Raw genomic sequence first — 19,965 nt, forward strand, 5'->3', positions numbered from 1 at the left:
GCGTCCATCAGTTGAACTCACAGCACAAAACGGACACCCACAAAGTTGCAGCACTGCAGTTAACGAACGTCGCTCGCACCTGACGCCACAATAAAGACCTATGCGTCTAAGTTGATAGCACTCGCAGACTGGTGGCATGCGATATCATTCGCTGATAACTTGAATATGTTCGTGAACATGTGCAGCACGCAGAAGACTCTTCATAAACACCCCAAATCGAGGTTAAGGATGATTTCACTGGGTTTTGTGTCAAAAAAAATGCTTGCCAATTGGAATGGCGCCCCGCTTCACCTGCCTGATTTCCAGTTCCACGAAAAACACCGCGCTGTAATCAAAACGAACTGCCCTGAAAAGATCATGCCGCTTATTAAGGCATTCGATCTTGAGCAGGATTCTGTCATCCGGGCATTGATGTCGATACGACAGTTGCCCCAGAAGTTGCAAGGCAAGGCGCCTAAAACCCATGATGATGAATTCGGACTGCAAACGTTCACGCTTCTTCACGCGTCTGATTTAGAACTTTGCTATGGGTTAAGAGGAGAGTTTTGGCGCGCAGACTTTGGCCTGGAAAAAATTTCTAACGCTGAAAAGTATCAGCAGCCCGCGCGGCCGGGTGCTGCTAAGCTGTTGCTGCGCTATCAAGTCAATCTTATCAATGACAGCCAATCCGAACTTATCACTGAAACGTTCATTCACTGCCCGGATAAAGCTTCTCACTGTAAGATGGCGGCTTATTGGCTGGCGATCAGAGCGGGGAGTGGTCTGATCCGACGCAGAATGTTGAGTTCTGTTAAGCATGAGCTGGAAAATACCCTCATAAAAGGTAAACGGGATGATTTCTAAAGAGAATGCTGAGCATTATGTATGGGGTGATAGCTGCGACGGTTGGTATTTAGTCAATCGTCAGGACATGCTGATTATTCATGAGAAAATGCCTCCTGACACGCGTGAAACGCGTCACTTTCACTCAGTGTCCAGACAATTCTTCTTCGTTCTGCAAGGCGTGTTGACGATGGAACTGGAAGGTGAAAAACATGAGATTAATGCCCAGCAAGGTCTCGAAATCGCCCCAGGGTTGAAACACCAGGCCAGGAACGACAGTGGATATCCCGTGGAATTTCTTGTTATCTCCCATCCAACACCACGAGGGGATCGTACTGATCTTTAAACATGCTGAGTTTCGCTTATGATGAACCCTCGACCCTACATGAAGCCAAGCCATGAATCACGAGCAAGAAGCTGAACATATTATTGATCTGTACAGAGAAGGTGCCGAAGTCTGGGATAACCACCGTACTCAGCATTTCATTGAGCAGCACTGGCTGGCGCGTTTTCTCGAGTTGATCCCTGCAGGCGGAGAGATTCTGGATGTCGGCTGTGGTGCGGGTATTCCGATTGCACAGTACTTTTTGCAAAAGCAGTTCAAAGTCACGGGCGTGGATGCTTCCGAGCCGATGATCGCCCGCTGTCGGGAAAGGTTCCCACAGGCGCAATGGCACATTGCCGATATGCGCACGCTGGCACTCGAGAAGACCTTTAATGGCATCATCGCATGGGACAGCTTCTTCCATCTGACACGCGACCACCAACGGGCGATGTTTCCACGCTTTGCTCGGCATGCTCAGGTCGGGGCTGGCTTAATGTTCACCAGCGGCCCCGATGAGGGTGAGGCGATGGGCACTTTCCTTGAACGTCCGCTCTATCATGCCAGTCTGTCTCAAGATGAGTTCCGCCAACGGCTATCGGATAATGGTTTCAGCGTGGTTAAGCAGGTGACTGAAGATGCGACCTGCGGTGGTAGAACGGTTTGGCTGGCACAGAAACAATGAAACTGCTTAAAGCGCGAAATCCACGTGCTGGCCGCCAGGCATATTCACGCCAATCGTTAATTGCCCGCCCAGCGCCTCGACATAACGCTTTAAAGTGGCAATTTTCAGGTCTTCGCCACGCGCTTCAATTGCAGCAACCGACCGTTGGGCGATACCCATCACCTCCCCTCAATCATCCCCCACATCCCTGCAAACACCCCACTCAAACTTTTGTTTCCCACTTCCGAAAGGTGGTTGTCGTCGCGATACAGCGGCACATTCTCCCTCGCTCCGTAGCAGAAACGGCTGTCACATAATCCCTGCGCGGCATCCAGCAAGGTGACATTAGGTGAAAGCGCCGCGATATTGTTGAGCATCGCCAATGCATCCTGATGACGTGCTTGATAGTCGGCACGAGATTGCTGAATTACCGGTGCTTTGCCACGCATCGCATCGCGTGACATGCGATAAATGACGTCATAACCAAATTCCGGCACCGGCGTCATGATAAAGACTCGGTGATGGCTGGCGAGTTGTTTCACTGCGGCGCCAAAATGCTGTTGATAGGCGGCGATGGAACTTCCGTCCTGCCTGAAACTGTAGGTGGGTGCGCTGCTGCCGCTGCCATACTCGCCGTGCAAATAAAACGACATGCGATTGATGATCAATACCGATGCTTTGGGATATTTGCGTTCGATATCAGCCATCGCCGCCTTCACAAAACGACCGCAATCAGGACTGGCGCTGCGTTGAATATCCGGGACCGAAGGGCAACCAGACTGTGCGATGAATACCACGCCATCCTGCGTACTGGCGCTATCCACAATCGAGGACAACATCGCGGCGGCGTGGCTATCACCCAGTACCACCAGATTCACCCGACTGGCATCGCCAAACACGCACTGCGGTGATGTGATGCCGCTGAGCACAAAGCAATTTTTAGCCAGCGCAAAGCGTTGCTGCGAATAGTGATCGATTGAGGCCACCACTGCGGGCGCACGTGAAGGGATTCCCGCCCTCGCTACGATCGTCACCCCGAATAACATCACCACAGCAGCCTGTCCTAGCGCGATATAGGTTTTCCGGCTGAACCAGCTTTGCCTGTTCTCAACCCAGACGTAAGAAGCCCAACCAGCAGCCAGTGACAGCAGGATCAGCACCAGCTGGCTGACAAACGTGACCGGCCAGTCCGCCAGATGCCAGAACACCCACAAGGGCCAATGCCATAAATAGATCGAGTAAGACGTTTTGCCGATGTGCTGCACGAAGCGATGATTTAACCACCGACTGTTCTGCACCGCCGCGAGAAGAATTAGCGCGGTGAATAAGACGGGTAACAGCGCCATAATACCGGGCCAGGCGATGTTTTCATCAAACATTAACGCACATAATATCAGTGACAAAATACTGACTGGCGGAACCCAACCCTGCCCGCTCAGTCGGGTTTTAGGTGCCAGATACACTAATCCGCCAACCAGCATCTCCCACGCGCGGGTGGGCAACAAATAATAAGTGGCGGTGAGATGATAATCAGTGGCGACCATCGCCAGTACTAATCCAAACGACAACAGCGCAGCGATGCCCATCGCCCAGGCAAATTGCTGGCGCAGGAAACGTGCGGTAAACATTAACGCCAGAGGTAATAATAAATAAAACTGCCACTCAACGCTTAATGACCAGGTATGCAGCAGCCATTTATACACCGAACCGGTATCAAAATAACCGCCCTGTTTGAAATAGACTACATTAGAGATAAAACTAAGGCTGGAGATCGCGTGCTCCGCCATGCGCTGATACTCCGCGGGCGGCATCAAAAAATAACCCATCAGCATTAACATTGCGCACAGCACCATTAATGGCGGGATAATGCGTCTACAGCGCGCCGCGTAAAATGCCATCAGTGAAAATTTATGATTTTTAAGTCGTGACAGAATAATACTCGTCATTAAATAGCCAGAAATAACAAAGAACACATCAACGCCGAGGAATCCCCCGCTCACATGGGTAAAACCAAAGTGATAGAGGAGGACTAACATCACCGCATAGGCACGCAGCCCGTTAATGTCAGAGCGGAAAGTCATGGGAATGATCCGTGAAAGAGGTTTTCAGGATAATGTAAAGATTGTGAAAAGACTCAGCAATCGATGAAATCTCTGTAATTTCATGTCCATGACACAAGAAATGGAACTGTACACCCGATGATTTATCTTAAGGTTATTTAATTACCCCTCGGATAATCATCAGGTTGTCAGACGCGCAAACAGGAACAGCTTTACAAAATCATTATTAACTTAAATGAAATGAGATCAAGATATTCAGAATAGTGGCACACTCCCATCAGCCGATATTAACGTTCCAAAATAGTGAGCCATTAAGTTTTATCGGGTGCTAATACCGCAATGGCACCTTTGATTAAACGATAATGTGCAGGTGTGCGACCAATAATTTCCCCATCAGCATTAATGTCATGCGGACGCCGGGTATGCAGGCTAAATTGGGTGCCGCTCAACGTACGCACGCTGCCCCAGCGACCATGCGTACCACGACGCAGAGAGGGAAAGAGCGCCAGAATTTGCCACCAGTGACGCACTTCCAGGCTATAAGCATCCAGACGACCATCATCGGGTGCCGCGTCCTTCTCTATCGTCATCCCACCGCCGTAAAAGCGGCCATTGCCAACTGAAAATTGCACCGTTTTAATGGCTTCATGCTGGCCAGCATAATGCAGCATGGCGCTAAACGGACGGCTTTGCCGCAGCAGGCGCAATGCAGCCAAAGCATAACCCGCTGTGCCCCACTTTTTCTTGGCTGCTGCGGTGAGATTGCGTGCCAGGCTGGCGGAGAATCCTACGCTGGACACGTTCAAAAACAGATGGCCGTTGACTTCACCCAGATCGATACGCCGCGTGTGTCCTGCGACGATGATGTTGATCGCTGCCTCCAGATTGAAAGGAATGCCCAAGGTACGGGCAAAGTCATTGGCCGTGCCGAGCGGCAAAATGCCCAGCGGCAAGCGGGATTGCATCAGTCCTGGTGCTGCCGCATTCAGCGTGCCATCGCCGCCGCCGACTATCACCACATCCACTTGATGCTGATGCGCCAGAATCAATTCACCGTAACTGCGTTCATCCTCTTCGTGCGGTGTAATCAGGGAATAGCCTGCTGCCGATAATAGTTGATGTGCCAGATCCGCCCACTGTGCACCACGGCGTGCCCGACGATTGACCAGTAGGAGCGCGCGCCGCTGCTCAGGTTGAGCACCAGGATTGGTCATTTCGATATTTCCCTGAAATTAAATGCATCAGGCGAAAGTAAACAGAGATAACGAAACTGGCAATCTTCCTTAGATATCTTTACACCCATAATAGGATTTTTCTATATCTAAAAGTAATTAAGATCCTCTTAAGATTTTTGTGCTTCACTTATTCACTGGCGAACACTGGATTTGACGCATTGCGTTATCACAATACTCTCAATGAGCAAGGGTGAATTATGCTGATAAAACTGAAGCGCACCAGAACACACGTTGAAGATCGTAATCTCGCCCTGTGCCTGGCCACATCAGCGGGATTATTGAACGCCATGGCGCTAGCTGCCTTCGGCTTTTTCCCCTCGCATATGTCCGGCAACATTGCACAAATCTCCAGCGATTTGAACGAGATGGATATTCGTAATCTGAAAGTCTTCATCGCCATGATTGGCGCCTTTGTCACCGGCGCGGTGGTGGCGAGGATTTCGGTGGTGCTTGGCGTGATTAATGGGCTGCGCACCATATTTAGCTGCATTTTACTGGTTGAAGGCGTGCTATTAATATTGACGTCGCTGTTCGAGATCTATTATTTCTCATCAAATAATAACGGCGAAATATTGCTGCTATTGGCCTTTTTGATGGGTGTGCACAATTCTACCTCGACGCAACTTTCGAACGGTCGCGTACGATCCACCCATATTACCGGCACCCTAACCGATGCAGGTATCTCTATGGGTTCGGTATTTGTCGCATTATTGCGCCGCGATCCCTCGAAAAATATTCGTGCCTTTAAGCAGCAACTGAACACCCATCTGGTGACCATTTTCTCCTTCCTGACCGGTGGCATTGTCGGCCTGCTAATCTTCAATGCTTTAGGCTTCGGATCGCTGATTGGCCCCGGATTAATTCTGGTAGTGATAGCCACGCTTTCGATTGTTTTCACGCTTTATAAAGTGAAAAGTCGCAGCTACGCCAAAGCGATCCCTTTTTAATACAGAATCAGCAGTAGTCATTCTGCGATGCAGGCGATATAACAAAAGCAGGACAATCTCATCGCAGAGGACAATATGGCGCTTTCACACGAATTGATTTTGATCTACACCACCTATTTTGTTGCCACCGCCAGCCCAGGCCCGAGCAATATGGCGATCATGGGCACGGCGATGAAGAAAGGACGCGGTGCCGCACTGGCGCTGGCAAGTGGTGTGATCAGCTGTTCGATGATGTGGGCGCTGCTGGCAGCCTGCGGCGTGTTGACCGTGCTGGCAACCTTTGCTCAGCTATTGATTGTGCTGAAAATCGGCGGTGGCTTATATCTGCTGTGGCTGGCCTATAAGGCGGGTAAATCGGCATTACGTCGTCCTGATGCGAATGAATTCAGCGCCAGCGGCGACAAAGTCGCTTTTGTCAGGCTGTTTCGTCAGGGTATTTTGATGCACGTCGGCAATCCCAAGGCGATTCTTACCTGGGTGGCGATCATGTCGGTGGCACTGAAACCGGATGCAGCAGCTTCAACTTTACCGATGATTATCGCCGGTTGTGCCACGATCTGCGTGCTGGTGTTTTGCGGCTATGCCCTGCTGTTCTCCACTGCGGTCATGGCAGCATTTTATCGTCGTATCCGCCGTGGGCTGGATGCGCTGCTGGCGTGCTGCTTCGCCGTTGCGGGTTTGAAACTGGTTTTTAGCCGGAGTTAACCGGAAGCGGTGCTGGCAAGCGCAGCACCGCTTGCAACTCATCAGGAGTTGTTCGGCGCAGCGGCCTGGGTTTCGCTAAAGGTCGGCTTCTGACGTGTCACCGAATAGACCACGTTCTTCGGGCCTTTAGTGTCGGTGGTCACATCCACCGACGCAATGGTCACCTTGCCAAAACCGAACAGCGTCTGCACGTAACCACCGACCTGGTGTTTACCTTCACTCACGCGGATCTCTTTATTCTCGCCTTTTTGCAGCAGCCCGGCTTCCTGACCATCTACCGTCACGTAAACGGAAGACCCGTCATCGGTACGCGTGATCAGATGGGAAACGTTGATCACGGTCGGCCCGCTATCAAACTGGGAAGGAATGTTGTCATTCTCGATGGGGGCAGCAGCTGGAGCGTCAGCTTGCGCGGTAGCGTTGCTATCTGCGGCGTGGCGTGCACAACCGGTAAGCATGAGTGCGGCCGTCAAAGCGGCCAGAGTGAAACGCGAAAACATCGTGACGAAAAACCTTTTGCTAAATGAGAAGCAATTATTTTAGCGTGCCTCGCGGAGTGATGACAGTCACACAAATCCAGTATTTTCCGAAAACCTGTCTCGATGTGTTTCATCCAGGGGAAAGCAGCACGGAATGCAAATGGGTAAATTGAGGGCGCCCGGAAGGACGCCCTGCCTTAGGTTGATTACCAGCTGTAGCTCACAGACGCCACAATCGAACGACCGCTGCCGTAGAAGCACGCGCTGGTGTTGCTACAGGATGCAACATAGTGCTTATCGGCCACATTGTTCACGTTCAGCTGCAGCGTGGTGCCACGCAGTGAGTTAGCCGCTTCGCCCAGCTCATACTTCGCCATCACGTCATACAGCGTGTAATGCGGAACCTTGTCCTGACCGGTGGAATCCGCCCAGGCCGTGCCGGTATAACGCACACCGCTGCCGAGCGTCAGACCGTTCAGCACACCGTCCAGGAAGCTGTAGCTGCCCCAGGCCGAAGCAGCATGGCGCGGAATACTGGCAGGTGTTTTGCCGACCTGTGCCGCGGTGTTGCTCTCTTTGGTTTCCGCATCGGTAAAGGTATACGCCGCCATCACCTTAATCTCCGGGGTGATCTGCGCGTGCGCTTCTGTCTCAATGCCTTTGGACTTCACCTTACCAATCTGCTCGTTGTAGCCCAGTTCGCTGTTGTAAGTGGTGATGTTTTTCTGCGTGATATCAAACGCGGAAACGGTAAACACCGCATCCCAACCCACAGGCTGATACTTGATACCGATTTCGGTCTGCTCGCCCGTCGTCGGTGCGAAGGGATCGCTACCCGGTGCACCGGTGCTCAGATTCGGTTCGAACGAGGTGCTGTAGCTGATATATGGCGACAAGCCATTATCGAAAGCATACAGCAGGCCAGCACGGCCGGTGAACTTGCTATCATTCTGCTGGGTGGTGCTGTTCTCAATGCGGTCCTGCGAGCGGACTTCTGACCAGTCCTGGCGACCGGACAGCAGCAGATTCCATTGATTCCATTCCAGCTGGTCCTGCAGATACACGCCAACCTGATCGAGCTTTTTGCGCGTGCTGGTGTTCAATGCCAGATCGCTCTCATTGATTGTCACGCTGGTCGGATTCGCCCAGTCGAGAATGTACTGGTCACCGCTGTCGCGCCACAGTTTGTTGTCGACATCGCTCCATTTGTAATCCAGCCCGCCCAGCACGGTATGCGCAACGTTGCCGGTATCGAACGTCGCTTTAACCTGGTTATCAATGCCCAGTTCTTTGGACTTGATTTTGTCATGCTGTGGACGACGGTTGATCTGATGGTCACTGCCATCCACATCGAAGGTATAGACCAGATATTTGTACGACTCATCCATGTTGCTGTAACGCATATTCTGCGTGAAGCTGATGTTGTCGTTAAAGTTATGCTCGAAGATGTAGCCAACAGAAGTCTGCTCGCGTTTCGCTTCGTTAAAGCTCGGATCGCTGACATTGAAATCGTAAGGAATGTAGCCCGCGCTGGTGTTAAACAGCGTGCCGTTGGCAGGCAGGAAGTTACGGTATCCGGCCTTTGGCTCGTTCTGATACATCGTCAGCAAGGTGAAACTGGTGTCCGCGTTTGGCAGCCACGTCAGCGCGGGGGCAATCGCCATGCGCTGCTGTTTGTTATCGTTCACGAACTCATGTTTGGTGCTGGCGATACCGTTAAGACGATAAAACAGCGTGTTGTCGTCATTCAGTTTGCCGCCGAAATCAAACGCAGCCTCGCCCAGATGCTGATTACCCGTGCTGAGCTGAACTTTATGAATGCTCTGCGCAGTCGGGCGTTTGCTGGTCATCGCGATGATGCCGCCAGGGTTCACCTGGCCATACAACACCGATGCCGGGCCATGAATCATCTCCACACGTTCCAGCAACCACGGGTCGATCTGCCCTGCCGCACCCTGCTGTCCTGACAGGCCGTAGCTCAAGCCATCAAGGAATTTCGGTGCATAGCGGAAACCACGTGCGATGATCTCATCGTTACGATTCGAGTTACCACGGTAGTTGGTCAATACGCCGCTGGTGTAACTCAATGCATCCGCCACCGAAGGTGCCGCCTGATCGTCCATCTGCTCACGCGTAATCACCGAAATCGATTGCGGGGTTTTACGCAGTGGGGTTGAAGTTTTAGTGCCAGCGGCACTCTCTTTCGCCACATAACCTTGCAGCGGAGAGGTCACACTTTCACGCGTATCTGCATTCACGGTGAGGGTCTCTTCCGCCGCGACGCTGAAGGCGGCAGGCGCCACCAGCAGGATTGAGGCCAGTGACAGGTGAAGACGGGAGAATCTGAACGGAAGTGCCACAGCAGGTATTGCTAAATTTTTTGCTTTAACGGACATAGTTGCCATCTCTATTTCAAACTGCCTTGTCGATGAAATAATCCGTCCATTCCCCTTCACCCAACGGCGAAAGCTGTAACGGATTGAAATATAACTTCCTCTGATAAAACACGGTCCTGAATTCCCCTTCAACGCACATCCCAGAATAATCATCTGAAAAATAGGGGATTTATTCGGCGCAAAAATAATATTGCAAATGTAAATCGTTATCAATAGCATTTGCATTACGTTTGTTAATGTAAAGTCTTTGAAGAAAATGTGGAGAGAGATTGCAGGATGTTTCTCAGTGATGCAGAGCAAATGACGCACAACAAGTTGCCAGCCGGAACCGTCACTCAATGGTTACAGCTTGATGATTTAGGCAGTCACCGCTGGTGGGAGCGGCTTCAATCCGTGGGTACGCCGGTGATTGAGCACCAGGCAGGCGGCGAAACCCGTATGCACTTTTTCTGGCGCGATCCGGAAGGCCGTTCCGAGCTATCGTCTACCAAAAAGGTCTATATCGATATAAACGGCGTCACCGATCATCACAGCCAGGCGCCTGAATCCCTTGTTCGCGTCGGTCATAGCGATGTCTGGCATTGGTCGACGCCTATCGAATCTGACTGGCGCGGCAGCTACAGTCTGATCCCGGTAACCGCTGAGCATTTGCCCCCGCTGTTCTGCGGCAACGACGAATCCTGTCGGGTACTCCAACGCAAGTGGTGGATATCGCTGATGCCGCTGGCGATCCCCGATACGCTGAATCCTTCACCCCCGTTTCTGAGTAGCCGCCGTTTTGCGTTGAGTAATGCGCATATGCCCGACGCGCCGGATCAATCCGCCTGGCAACCGCTGGATGCCGGATTGGCCGACACCTGGCCGGATGGCCTGCAAACCTTGCAGTGGCATAGCGATCTGCTCAACGTCACGCGTCACGTCTGGCTTTACACCACCGGAAAGACCGCACAACCGGACCAGCGCCCGCTGGCAATTTTGCTCGATGGGCAAAACTGGGTGTACGGACAGCCGATTTTTAGCGCCCTCGATCAGGTTACTGATACGGGTGAGTTGCCGCCTGCCTGCTGGTTATTTATCGACGTGATCGACAGCCAGCATCGCGAAGTTGAACTGCCCTGCAACGAAACCTTCTGGCTGGCGGTGCAACAAGAACTGTTGCCGCTCGCACGCCAGCATGCGGCGTTCAGCAGCGATGGCAGCCGCACGCTGGTGGCGGGTCAAAGCTACGGAGGCCTCGCGGCGCTCTACGCCGGTCTGCATTGGCCGCAGCGATTTGGCCGCATCCTCACGCAATCGGGCTCGTTCTGGTGGCCGCACCTGCAATACATCCGAGATTACGCCAACCGTGAACAGCACGCGCCGGGTCTGCTGTTGCAGCGTTTGCAGAACAACGCGCTGCCCGCTGGACAACTGAAGATTTTCCAGGAAGTCGGCGATCGTGAGCAGGACATGCTGTTCGTTAACCAGCAAATACGTCCCGCGCTGGAAGCCGCAGGCCATGAACTCTTTTTCCGCTGCTACGCCGGAGGGCACGACGCACTGTGCTGGCGCGGTGGCTTGATCGACGGCTGCCGCTGGTTGCTGGCCGATCTTCTCTCTGACACAACCTCAAAAGGTAACCACCATGTCTGAACAACAGAATCCGTTTGATAACGATGCGCTCGATTTTCTGGTGCTGATCAATGCGCGCCAGCAGTACAGCCTGTGGCCGGCATTTGCCCAGGTGCCCGCGGGCTGGCAAAACGTGGCGGGTCCGCTACCACGTGCCGCAGCGATTGAGTACATCGAAACCCACTGGCAAGACATGCGACCAGCGACGCAACAGACGTCGTCCAGCGCACATTAATTTTTCGTTTTTTAACTTTTCCTTTTTTTGATTTTTTAGACGGGAACATTCCTTTGGCATCGATAATCACGCATTCACCTGCGTATCCTTTGGTGGCGGCTCAGCCCGGCATCTGGATCGCGGACGCTATTGCGCAGCAGCGCAATCAATTTACCGTGGCGCACTACAGCGTGCTGCACGGCGACATTAACCGCGCGGCGTTGGACAGCGCCATCCGCCAGACGATGGCAGAAGCCGACACCGTGCAGGCACGCTTTGGCCTCGATGAAAACGGTGATCCCGCGCAGTGGTTTGATGCGCAGGCTCTGGTGCTGCCGGAGTGGCACGACTTCAGCCAGCGCGCGGACGCCACCGGTCAGGCACATAAACTCATGCAGGCCGATCTGCGTGCCGACCTGGCGGCTGACGGCGATAAACCGCTCTATCGCCACCTATTGATGCGCGTGGGTGATGGCAGCTGGTGGTGGTATCAGCGCTATCACCATCTGCTGGTTGATGGATTCAGCTTCGAGGCGCTGACGCAGCGTGTAGCGGCCATCTATGCCGAACTGTGCCGTGGCGAAGAACCCTCACCTTCACCCTTCACGCCATTTAGTGAAGTGATTGATGAATATCAGCAGTGGCAGGCATCAACGGCTTTTGCCCGCTCCGCCAGCCACTGGCAAACCTATGCAGCTGAACTGCCTGAAACCTTAACCCTCTCCTGTGAAAGCGTACTGGATGCTGGCGATCGTCCCATCAGCTGCCACGTCGCGCTGCCAGAGTTGGCAACGTTGCGTCAGCACGCTGCATTCCAGGATTGCAGCGAAGGCGATATCGTCAGTGCCCTGCTGCTGGCTTATCTGGCGCGCATCAGCGACAGCCCGCGCTTGTCGATTGGCTTTCCCTTTATGCGCCGTATGGGTTCAGCGGCGCTGACGGCGTTGGGTCCCGTGGTCAACGTCCTGCCGCTGATCTTCGACATTCCTCATCAGAGCGATTTAGCCACGCTGGTGCAGCAGGTGCAGGCGGAAATCCGTAAAGCACGCCGCCACCAGCGCTATGAAGCAGAGCAACTCCGTCGCGATCTGGGTTTGGTCGGCAGCAACCAACAGCTTTACGGACCGGTGATCAACGTCAAGGTCTATCATGATGAACTGCACTTCGATGGCATTCCGTCGGCAACTCATACTCTGGCCATGGGACCGGTAGACGATATCGAGTTTGAAGTGGGCTTCCGCGAGGGGGCTTTACAGTTAACGTTGGTGGCAAACCCTGGGCGCTACGACACGCAAATGTTACAGCGTCACGCCAATCGCATTCGTCATCTGCTCACGCAGTTCGCCGCGCAACCACAAATCAGCCTGGATACGCTGTCGATCATTGCCCCAGACGAACAGGCTGATTTGCAGCGCTGGTCCACTGGCCCGGAATTCACCCTGCCTGCGGGCGCGACCACCATCGTGGATATGCTGCTGCAACGCACGGCGCAAAGCGCTGACCAGACGGCGGTCGTCTGTGGCGCACAGTCGCTGACCTACCGCCAACTCACCGATCGCGCCATGCAACTGGCGCATGTACTGATTGCGCGTGGCTTGCGAGCGGACGACGTAGTGGCGATTGGCATTCCGCGCTCGGTGGATTCGCTGGTTGCGATCTTTGGCGTACTGGCGAGCGGCGCGGCTTACATGCCGCTGGATCTCGATTATCCACGCGAACGTCTGGCACTGATGTGCGACGATGCTCAACCCGCATTATTGCTGACCCACTCCGCGACACTGGCGCAGATGCCGACACTTCCCGCGCTGTGCATCGATCAGCTGGAGAATGAACTGGCGGCACAGCCGTCGAGTGTGCCGCACACCGCGTTGTGCGGTGTCGATCTCGCTTATATGATCTACACCTCCGGTTCAACCGGCCGGCCAAAAGGCGTGATGAGCACACATCAGGGATTGCTGAATCTGTTCTTGTCACATCGCGAACATCTGTTTGGACCGGCGATTGACCGCTTCCACGCCAGCAACCCACGCCGGATGCGCGCCGGCCATACCGCGTCGTTCTCATTCGACTCTTCGTGGGAGCCGCTGTTCTGCATGCTGATGGGCTGCGAGCTGAATATCTTCGACGAAGAACTGCGCCGCGATGCCTGGGGTTTGATTCAGCAGATGAACGCGGTGCCGGTCGATCTGCTGGACATCACGCCGTCGTTCTTCTCCCAAATGATCGACAGCGGATTACTGGAAGCGGAAAACCACCGCCCTGCTTTTGTCATGATCGGCGGTGAAGCCGCCACGCCGACGTTGTGGAAACTGATGCAGCAACAGCAGCAGATGGAAATCCACAACTATTACGGCCCGTCTGAGTACACCATAGATACCCTCGGTGCCAGCGTGCTGGCTTCACCGCAGCCGGTAATTGGTCGTCCGGTGGGCAACAGCCAGGTTTATCTGCTCGACAGCCAACTGCGGCCGGTACCGATTGGCTGCACCGGCGAACTCTATATTTCCGGAACGGGCATCGCGCGCGGATATCTGCGCCGCCCGGATCTGACTGCCGCCCGCTTTGTCGCTAACCCCTTCCGTGAAGGCGAGGTGATGTACCGCAGCGGTGATGTGATGCGCTGGCGTCAGGATGGTCAACTGGCGTTTATCGGGCGGGTGGATCACCAGATCAAAGTGCGCGGGTTCCGCGTCGAACTGGGTGAAATTGAAAACGCACTGGTGGCACTGCCCGAAGTGAGTACCGCAGTGGTGATTGCCGAAGTGATGGGTGCCACTCACCGTCTGATTGGCTACTGCTCGGTACAGGATGATGCCCTGCGCGCCGATCCGCAACTCAGCACCCGCTTGCTGGCACAGCTGGGTACCCAGTTGCCGGACTATATGCTGCCAGCCGTGCTGATGGTGCTGGATGATCTACCACTGAATGTGAATGGCAAAATCGACCGCCAGGCATTGCCGAAACCACAGCAGGCCCAGCAACAGCAAAGCCGCGCTGCGCGCACCCCGCAGGAAACGTTGATTTGCCAGGCGATGGCCAGCCTGCTCGGATTGGAGAGCGTCGGCGCGGAGGATGACTTCTTCTCACTCGGTGGAGACAGCATTTCGGCGATGGGCCTCAGCACCGCCGCTCGCCGCGCAGGGTATATGCTGCGCCCGCGAGACATTTTTGCCGAACGTACCGCCGCACGCATGGCACAAGATTTAGCCCCGCTGGCACAGCACTCGCAACATGCTCGTGTGTCACAACAGGGGGCGATTGGCGGATTGCCGATTCTGCACTGGTTCAACGCGCAAGCAGGCATCAATGCCCGCTTCGCCCACGGCGTGCTGCTGTCCGTGCCGCCAGAGCTGCAACTCGCGCAGCTGGAACAGCTGATTGAACAGCTTGCCAGCACCCATCCAGCCCTCAACGCCTTCACACGTGATAATCAGTTAGTGGTGGGCGAACCGCTCTCTGCGCGCCCTGAGCGTTGTCGCGTTATCGAAGTGACAGCCCGTGACCAGGCCGCCGATCAGGTCTTCCGTGACGATGCAGCACGCCTCGATCCGGCGACAGGATCATTGCTACAGGCGACCCTGCTTCAGACACAAGGTGCAAGCTGCGGATTGGTATTAACGTTGCACCATCTGGTGGTGGATGGCGTGTCATGGCGCGTATTGCTGGATGAACTGCAACAGGCCGGTGATGCACTGCTGAGCGGCACGCCGATCACCTTACCCGCTGAAGAGACCTCGCTGCATGACTGGTCCGCTACGCTGCTAGCCAACCTGGCCTCACGCGCCAGCGAAATGCCGTTCTGGCAACGCATGCTGGAGCAACCGTTGCCTGCACTGGGTGAGCGTGCCTTAAACGGTCATGAACGCGCCTTGCATCAGCGCACTCTGCTGGATGCGCCCACCAGCACCGCCTTAATGCATACCCTGCCGCAGCAGTTCCGCGCCACCAGCGAAGAGTTACTGCTGACTCTGCTCTCACTGGCGCTGCGCAGCATGAACGGCAGTGCGTTACAACGCGTGACGCTGGAGTCACACGGCCGTGCCGAGTTGCACGATCATCAGGATCTGGCGCGAACGGTAGGCTGGCTGACAGCGGAGTTTCCTCTGCTGCTCGCCCTGCCTGCTTCGGCCGACCTCAATGACAGCGTGCGCGCGGTGAAATCCGCGCTGCGTGCCGTGCCGGATCGCGGCATCGGTTATGGCCAACTGCGCTGGCTGGATGCCCACCGTGGCATCACGCTGGCGAAACTGGCCGCCAACCATGCGCCACAGATGCTGTTCAATTATCTCGGCCGCTTCACTCAATCCGCTGGTCACTGGCAGCCTCAGCGCACCGCGCAGCAGTTCCGCGACACTTTTGCGGTGATTCAGGACGATGCTATGCCGTTACAGCACGCACTGGAACTCAACGTATTTGTTGATGACCAGCAGCTGGCGCTGAACTGGAGCTGGGCGGAGGGCGTCTTGCATGCCGATCAGATTCAGCAACTGCATCAGGCTATCGCGCTGGGTGCACAACAGCTTTGCCACTTCGCAGAGCAACAGCCACAGCAGGCCGCTAACACGCTGGTCGCTGCGGAAATCAATCTTGAAGGTGTGGATGATGCGCTGCTGCAACTCTTGCGCGCACGTCACGGGGGCTTTAGCCACGTCTTGCCGCTGCTGCCGTTGCAGAAAGGATTACTGTTCCACGCACAGACCAGTGGCGCGCAAGGCAGCTATAACTCACTGACGCGATTAACTCTCAGCGGTGATGTGTCGGTAGCATCCGTGCAGCAGGCGCTCAACCAGGTGTTGCAGCGCCATCCGCAGCTCGCCGCCCGATTTGACAGCGAACTCAGTCTGCAACCCTTGCAGTTGCTGCCGGAAGGCGATCTGCATTGGCCGCTGCAGGTGCTGGAAGCCGGGGATATGGACGCCGCTGAACACCAGGCGCTGTCACAGGATCTGTTCCAGCAACCGGTGATGTTGCAGGCCACGCTGATCCCTCATCAGCCTGAAGCACGCTGGACGCTGCTGCTGAATGCGCATCATCTGGTGGTGGATGGCTGGTCAACGCCGGTGATTTTAAACGATTTACTTAGCGCGTTGCGTCAACAGCCGCTGGCCGCCCAACGCACCCATTATGCCGACACCGTGCGCCAGCTTAGCCAGCGTGATGTGCATCAGGCACGCCAGCAGTGGCAGGAATGTCTGCACGACGTGCGGCCCACGTTGCTTTATCCCAATGCCGCCGACAGTGCTGTTCAGGAAAAACGCATTACCCTGGATGCCACGCTGGAGCGCGAACTCTATGCGCTGTGCCGCACTCGCGGATTGACCCTCAATACTGTGATGCAGGGCCTGTGGGGCATGATGTTGTCGATTGCCAGTGGTCAGCAGGACGTGGTGTTTGGCGCGCCGGTTTCCGGTCGTTTCGGCCAGATTGAAGGGATCGATCAACATGTCGGTCTGTTCAGTAATACGCTGCCGGTGCGCGTGCGGTTTGATACTCAGCGCCCGCTGCTGGAGCAGTTAGCCGCGCATCAAAATCAGCAGATCCAGCTGATTGAACAGGATTGCCTCGGACTGGCTGAAATCCAACAGCTGGCAGGTGCAGGCACCCTGTTTGATACCTTGCTGGTGGTGGAAAACTACCCTGACAATCCATCGTTACAGGATGCCAACGCGCGAGTACGCTGTGAAGCGATCCACAACCGTGGCTACACCCATTATCCGTTGACGCTGCTGGTGCTGCCGGGTGAACAGCTAACGCTGTTGATGGAATATCGCGCCTGCGTCATCGATGCCGATCGTCTGGCTGAACGCCTGTTGCTGCTGTTGCAACAACTGGTCACCACACCGGATCTGCCGTTAACGCAATGGCGTTTACAAACCCTCGCCGAGCAATCGCTGCTCGAGTGGGTCAATAACACCGGTGTGCAGCTGGAGAATGAAACCCTGCAACAAGCCATCGCCCAGCAAGCCGCACGCACGCCGGACGCGTTGGCGCTGAGCGACGTCGATCATCAACTCACCTACCGCGAGATGCAGCGTCAGGCCACATTGCTGGCCGATCGACTCATCGAAGCGGGCGTGATGCCAGGCGATATCGTTGCCGTTGCCTTGCCGCGCTCGGTTCGTCTGAGTATTGCCCTTACCGCCATCTTGCAGGCAGGTGCGGCCTGGTTGCCGCTGGATATTGGTTATCCCGATGAGCGTCTGGCGTACATGGTGGACGATGCACGACCGTGGGTGGTGATCACCGAATCGGCGCTGGAAAGTCGATTCGCCAACTTTGGCACCCTGATGATGTTCGATCGCCTTGCCAGTGAGCAGAGTGTGGCGCGTCATACGTTGCCTAAACCCGACGCGCAGCGACCGGCTTATGTGCTTTACACCTCAGGTTCGACCGGCAAGCCAAAAGGCGTGGTGGTCAATCAGCGCGCCATCGTTAACCGCTTGCGCTGGATGCAAGCCAGCTATCCATTGCGTAGCGACGACGTGGTGTTGCAGAAAACCCCGTGCAGCTTTGATGTTTCGGTTTGGGAGTTCTTCTGGCCGTTAATGACTGGCGCACAGCTGATGATGGCGCCCCCGGATGCCCATCGCGATCCGCAGGCGTTGTGGCAGTTGATTGACGATTATCAGGTCACCACCCTGCACTTCGTTCCGTCGATGCTGGCCGCCTTTGTCGGGCATGTCAGTGCGCAAACCGATCACGCCTGCGCCTCGCTGCGCCGTGTATTTTGCAGCGGTGAAGCGTTAGCCTGCGATCTGGCTCGCAGCTATCAGCAAGTGATCGCGGCACCGCTGCATAATCTTTACGGACCCACCGAAGCGGCCGTGGATGTGACCTGGCAACCCGCCAGCGGTAGCGCGCTCGAAGGCCTGAATGGCCCTGGCGTGCCGATTGGTCGCCCGGTGTGGAACACCCAACTGCATATCCTCGATAATCTGCTGCGCCCGGTGCCGGTCGGCGTGCCTGGCGATCTTTATCTCAGCGGCATCCAGCTTGCCGATGGCTATCTGCATCGTGCCGATCTTACCGCGCAGCGCTTTATTGCCGCTCCGTTTGCCGATGGCGAACGTATGTACCGCACCGGTGATATCGCCTGCTGGCGCGAGGATGGCGCCGTGGAGTATCTCGGGCGCAGCGACGACCAGCTGAAGATGCGTGGACAACGTATCGAACCGGGTGAAATTGAGCAGGCGCTGGTGGCACTGCCGGGCGTGGCGCAGGCAGTCGTGGCTGCACGCAATTTGACACAACAGGCGACGGCGGGTGTCGATAATCGCCAGCTGCTCGGCTGGCTGGTGGCTCAGCCTGGCGTGGCACTGGACATCGAACAGGTAAAACAGCAGTTGAGCACTCGCCTGCCCGCCCACATGCAGCCGGTGAGCTATTTGCTGCTGGACGATTTGCCCCTCAGTGCCAACGGCAAATTGGATCGTAAAGCACTGCCGATGCCGCAACGCAGCGCGCAGGCTGGCCGTCTGCCGGAAACGCCTCACGAGCAGATGCTGGCAGAACTGTTCCAGCAGCTACTGGGATGTGAGCAGGTGTATGCCGACGATGACTTCTTTGCGTTGGGCGGTCATTCGCTGCTGGCGATGCGACTGGCAGCAGAAATACGCCGCCGTATAGCGCAGTCAGTGAGTGTCGGGCAGATCATCGCCGCACGCAGCGTGGAGAAACTGGCGGCACTGCTGGCGGGTGATGTCAGTGACAGCAGCGGCAACGGGGAGTTGCTGCCACTGCGTGCCGGCCAGGGTCCGACGCTGTTCTGCATCCATCCGGCATCGGGCTTCGCCTGGCAGTACAGCGCGCTGCTGCACTATCTCGACGGCGATTTCCCGATTGTGGGGCTGCAATCACCGCGCCCGGTGGGCGTTATCGCAGCCTGTGCCAGCGTAGAAGCCATGTGCGATCGCCATCTGGCCGCTATTCGCGAACACCAGCCACAGGGGCCTTACTTCCTGTTGGGCTACTCGTTGGGCGGCACGCTGGCACAAGGCATTGCGGCGCGTCTGCAGGCCAGCGGCGAGAGCGTGGCCTTCCTTGGTCTGCTGGATACCTACCCGGCCGAAGGACAGGACTGGCGCACGCCCGATGCTGAAGAGGCAGAGCAGGAAGTGGCACGGGAACAGGCCGAATTTATGGCCGCCACCGAAGATGAGCGCGATCCCCTGTTACGTGCTGAGAAAGCCGCGATGTTTAGCACCATCGTCGCCAACTACAAGGACGCTGTTGCACGGCTGGCGGAAGCGCGTACGCCGCGTTATGCCGGTAAAGCCACGTTGTTTATGGCAGAGAAAACCCTGCCTGCCGACATGGATGTGCCTGCGACCTGGAAACCGTTTGTTTCAGACCTGGAAATCTGGCCGATGGATTGTGAGCACGCTGACATTTTATCTGCGGCCTCGCTGCAAGTGCTGGGTCCGCTGATCAACCGGTTGCTGACCGCGACTCGCTTATAACCCGGCCCTCGGCCAATGAATGTGGGCGCGCTGATGTGCGCCCCAGCTCGT

General features: G+C 55.6%; 12 protein-coding genes and 1 pseudogene. 8 read left to right on the plus strand and 5 right to left on the minus strand.

What is annotated here, in order from left to right:
- The first annotated feature begins 228 nt into the window (after positions 1-228).
- From VI01_RS17865 to VI01_RS17875, 3 genes are read left to right on the plus strand one after another with little or no spacing between them, the layout of a single operon-like run.
- Entirely contained in the window at positions 229-843 is a 615-nt protein-coding gene (locus tag VI01_RS17865) for a hypothetical protein (RefSeq protein ID WP_045816189.1), read from the plus strand.
- Complete coding sequence (locus VI01_RS17870) at positions 833-1,168, plus strand: cupin domain-containing protein (RefSeq protein WP_045816106.1); 336 nt, start codon at positions 833-835, stop codon at positions 1,166-1,168. The genes VI01_RS17865 and VI01_RS17870 overlap by 11 nt, the downstream gene beginning before the upstream one ends.
- Positions 1,169-1,220: 52 nt before the next feature.
- Positions 1,221-1,829, plus strand: coding sequence for a class I SAM-dependent methyltransferase (locus VI01_RS17875; protein WP_045816107.1), 609 nt, complete (start codon positions 1,221-1,223; stop codon positions 1,827-1,829).
- 6 nt (positions 1,830-1,835) lie between these two features.
- Here VI01_RS17875 and VI01_RS17880 read toward each other — a convergent pair.
- The 3 genes and pseudogenes from VI01_RS17880 to VI01_RS17890 form a co-directional block, all read right to left on the minus strand.
- Positions 1,836-1,988: pseudogene (locus VI01_RS17880) on the minus strand (helix-turn-helix domain-containing protein); the annotation flags it as partial.
- Positions 1,988-3,889: an acyltransferase family protein gene (locus VI01_RS17885; RefSeq protein ID WP_045816109.1), complete on the minus strand. Its 1,902-nt coding sequence runs from the start codon at positions 3,887-3,889 to the stop codon at positions 1,988-1,990. The gene VI01_RS17885 and the pseudogene VI01_RS17880, both read right to left, overlap by 1 nt.
- Before the next feature lie 290 nt (positions 3,890-4,179).
- Positions 4,180-5,082, minus strand: a complete 903-nt coding sequence (locus VI01_RS17890; RefSeq protein WP_045816110.1) for a lipid kinase — start codon at positions 5,080-5,082, stop codon at positions 4,180-4,182.
- Between the two features lie 218 nt (positions 5,083-5,300).
- On the opposite strand from VI01_RS17890, the gene VI01_RS17895 reads away from it, so the two are divergent.
- The gene (locus VI01_RS17895) at positions 5,301-6,050 is read left to right on the plus strand and encodes a YoaK family protein (RefSeq protein WP_045816111.1); all 750 of its coding nucleotides are present in this window, start codon (positions 5,301-5,303) and stop codon (positions 6,048-6,050) included.
- Positions 6,051-6,125: 75 nt separating this feature from the next.
- A complete protein-coding gene (locus VI01_RS17900) occupies positions 6,126-6,755 on the plus strand; it encodes a LysE family translocator (protein WP_045816112.1) in 630 nt (209 codons plus the stop codon).
- Positions 6,756-6,796: 41 nt separating this feature from the next.
- Here the strand turns inward: VI01_RS17900 and VI01_RS17905 are convergent, their stop codons facing one another.
- Together VI01_RS17905 and VI01_RS17910 are read right to left on the minus strand one after the other, a co-directional pair.
- Positions 6,797-7,255 carry a hypothetical protein gene (locus VI01_RS17905; protein ID WP_045816113.1) on the minus strand — a complete coding sequence of 153 codons (459 nt, stop codon included), beginning with the start codon at positions 7,253-7,255 and terminating at the stop codon, positions 6,797-6,799.
- Between the two features lie 185 nt (positions 7,256-7,440).
- Entirely contained in the window at positions 7,441-9,630 is a 2,190-nt protein-coding gene (locus VI01_RS17910) for a TonB-dependent siderophore receptor (protein ID WP_045816114.1), read from the minus strand.
- A gap of 276 nt (positions 9,631-9,906) precedes the next feature.
- On the opposite strand from VI01_RS17910, the gene fes reads away from it, so the two are divergent.
- From fes to VI01_RS17925, 3 genes are read left to right on the plus strand one after another with little or no spacing between them, the layout of a single operon-like run.
- The gene (gene fes, locus VI01_RS17915) at positions 9,907-11,262 is read left to right on the plus strand and encodes an enterochelin esterase (protein ID WP_052697014.1); all 1,356 of its coding nucleotides are present in this window, start codon (positions 9,907-9,909) and stop codon (positions 11,260-11,262) included.
- Positions 11,255-11,476, plus strand: coding sequence for an MbtH family protein (locus VI01_RS17920; RefSeq protein ID WP_034830344.1), 222 nt, complete (start codon positions 11,255-11,257; stop codon positions 11,474-11,476). Before fes ends, VI01_RS17920 begins: the two co-directional genes overlap by 8 nt.
- A gap of 53 nt (positions 11,477-11,529) precedes the next feature.
- The gene (locus VI01_RS17925) at positions 11,530-19,914 is read left to right on the plus strand and encodes a non-ribosomal peptide synthetase (RefSeq protein ID WP_156149376.1); all 8,385 of its coding nucleotides are present in this window, start codon (positions 11,530-11,532) and stop codon (positions 19,912-19,914) included.
- Positions 19,915-19,965 lie beyond the last annotated feature (51 nt).

The sequence above is a fragment of the Pantoea sp. SM3 genome (assembly GCF_000963995.1).
Taxonomy (GTDB): domain Bacteria; phylum Pseudomonadota; class Gammaproteobacteria; order Enterobacterales; family Enterobacteriaceae; genus Pantoea; species Pantoea rwandensis_B.

What these genes read in the sequence shown, in the direction of transcription:
- VI01_RS17865 (WP_045816189.1), top strand. Translation starts at nt 229, where the DNA reads ATGATTTCACTGGGTTTTGTGTCAAAAAAAATGCTTGCCAATTGGAAT.
- VI01_RS17870 (WP_045816106.1), top strand. Translation starts at nt 833, where the DNA reads ATGATTTCTAAAGAGAATGCTGAGCATTATGTATGGGGTGATAGCTGC.
- VI01_RS17875 (WP_045816107.1), top strand. Translation starts at nt 1,221, where the DNA reads ATGAATCACGAGCAAGAAGCTGAACATATTATTGATCTGTACAGAGAA.
- VI01_RS17885 (WP_045816109.1), bottom strand. Translation starts at nt 3,889, where the DNA reads ATGACTTTCCGCTCTGACATTAACGGGCTGCGTGCCTATGCGGTGATG.
- VI01_RS17890 (WP_045816110.1), bottom strand. Translation starts at nt 5,082, where the DNA reads ATGACCAATCCTGGTGCTCAACCTGAGCAGCGGCGCGCGCTCCTACTG.
- VI01_RS17895 (WP_045816111.1), top strand. Translation starts at nt 5,301, where the DNA reads ATGCTGATAAAACTGAAGCGCACCAGAACACACGTTGAAGATCGTAAT.
- VI01_RS17900 (WP_045816112.1), top strand. Translation starts at nt 6,126, where the DNA reads ATGGCGCTTTCACACGAATTGATTTTGATCTACACCACCTATTTTGTT.
- VI01_RS17905 (WP_045816113.1), bottom strand. Translation starts at nt 7,255, where the DNA reads ATGTTTTCGCGTTTCACTCTGGCCGCTTTGACGGCCGCACTCATGCTT.
- VI01_RS17910 (WP_045816114.1), bottom strand. Translation starts at nt 9,630, where the DNA reads ATGTCCGTTAAAGCAAAAAATTTAGCAATACCTGCTGTGGCACTTCCG.
- fes (WP_052697014.1), top strand. Translation starts at nt 9,907, where the DNA reads ATGTTTCTCAGTGATGCAGAGCAAATGACGCACAACAAGTTGCCAGCC.
- VI01_RS17920 (WP_034830344.1), top strand. Translation starts at nt 11,255, where the DNA reads ATGTCTGAACAACAGAATCCGTTTGATAACGATGCGCTCGATTTTCTG.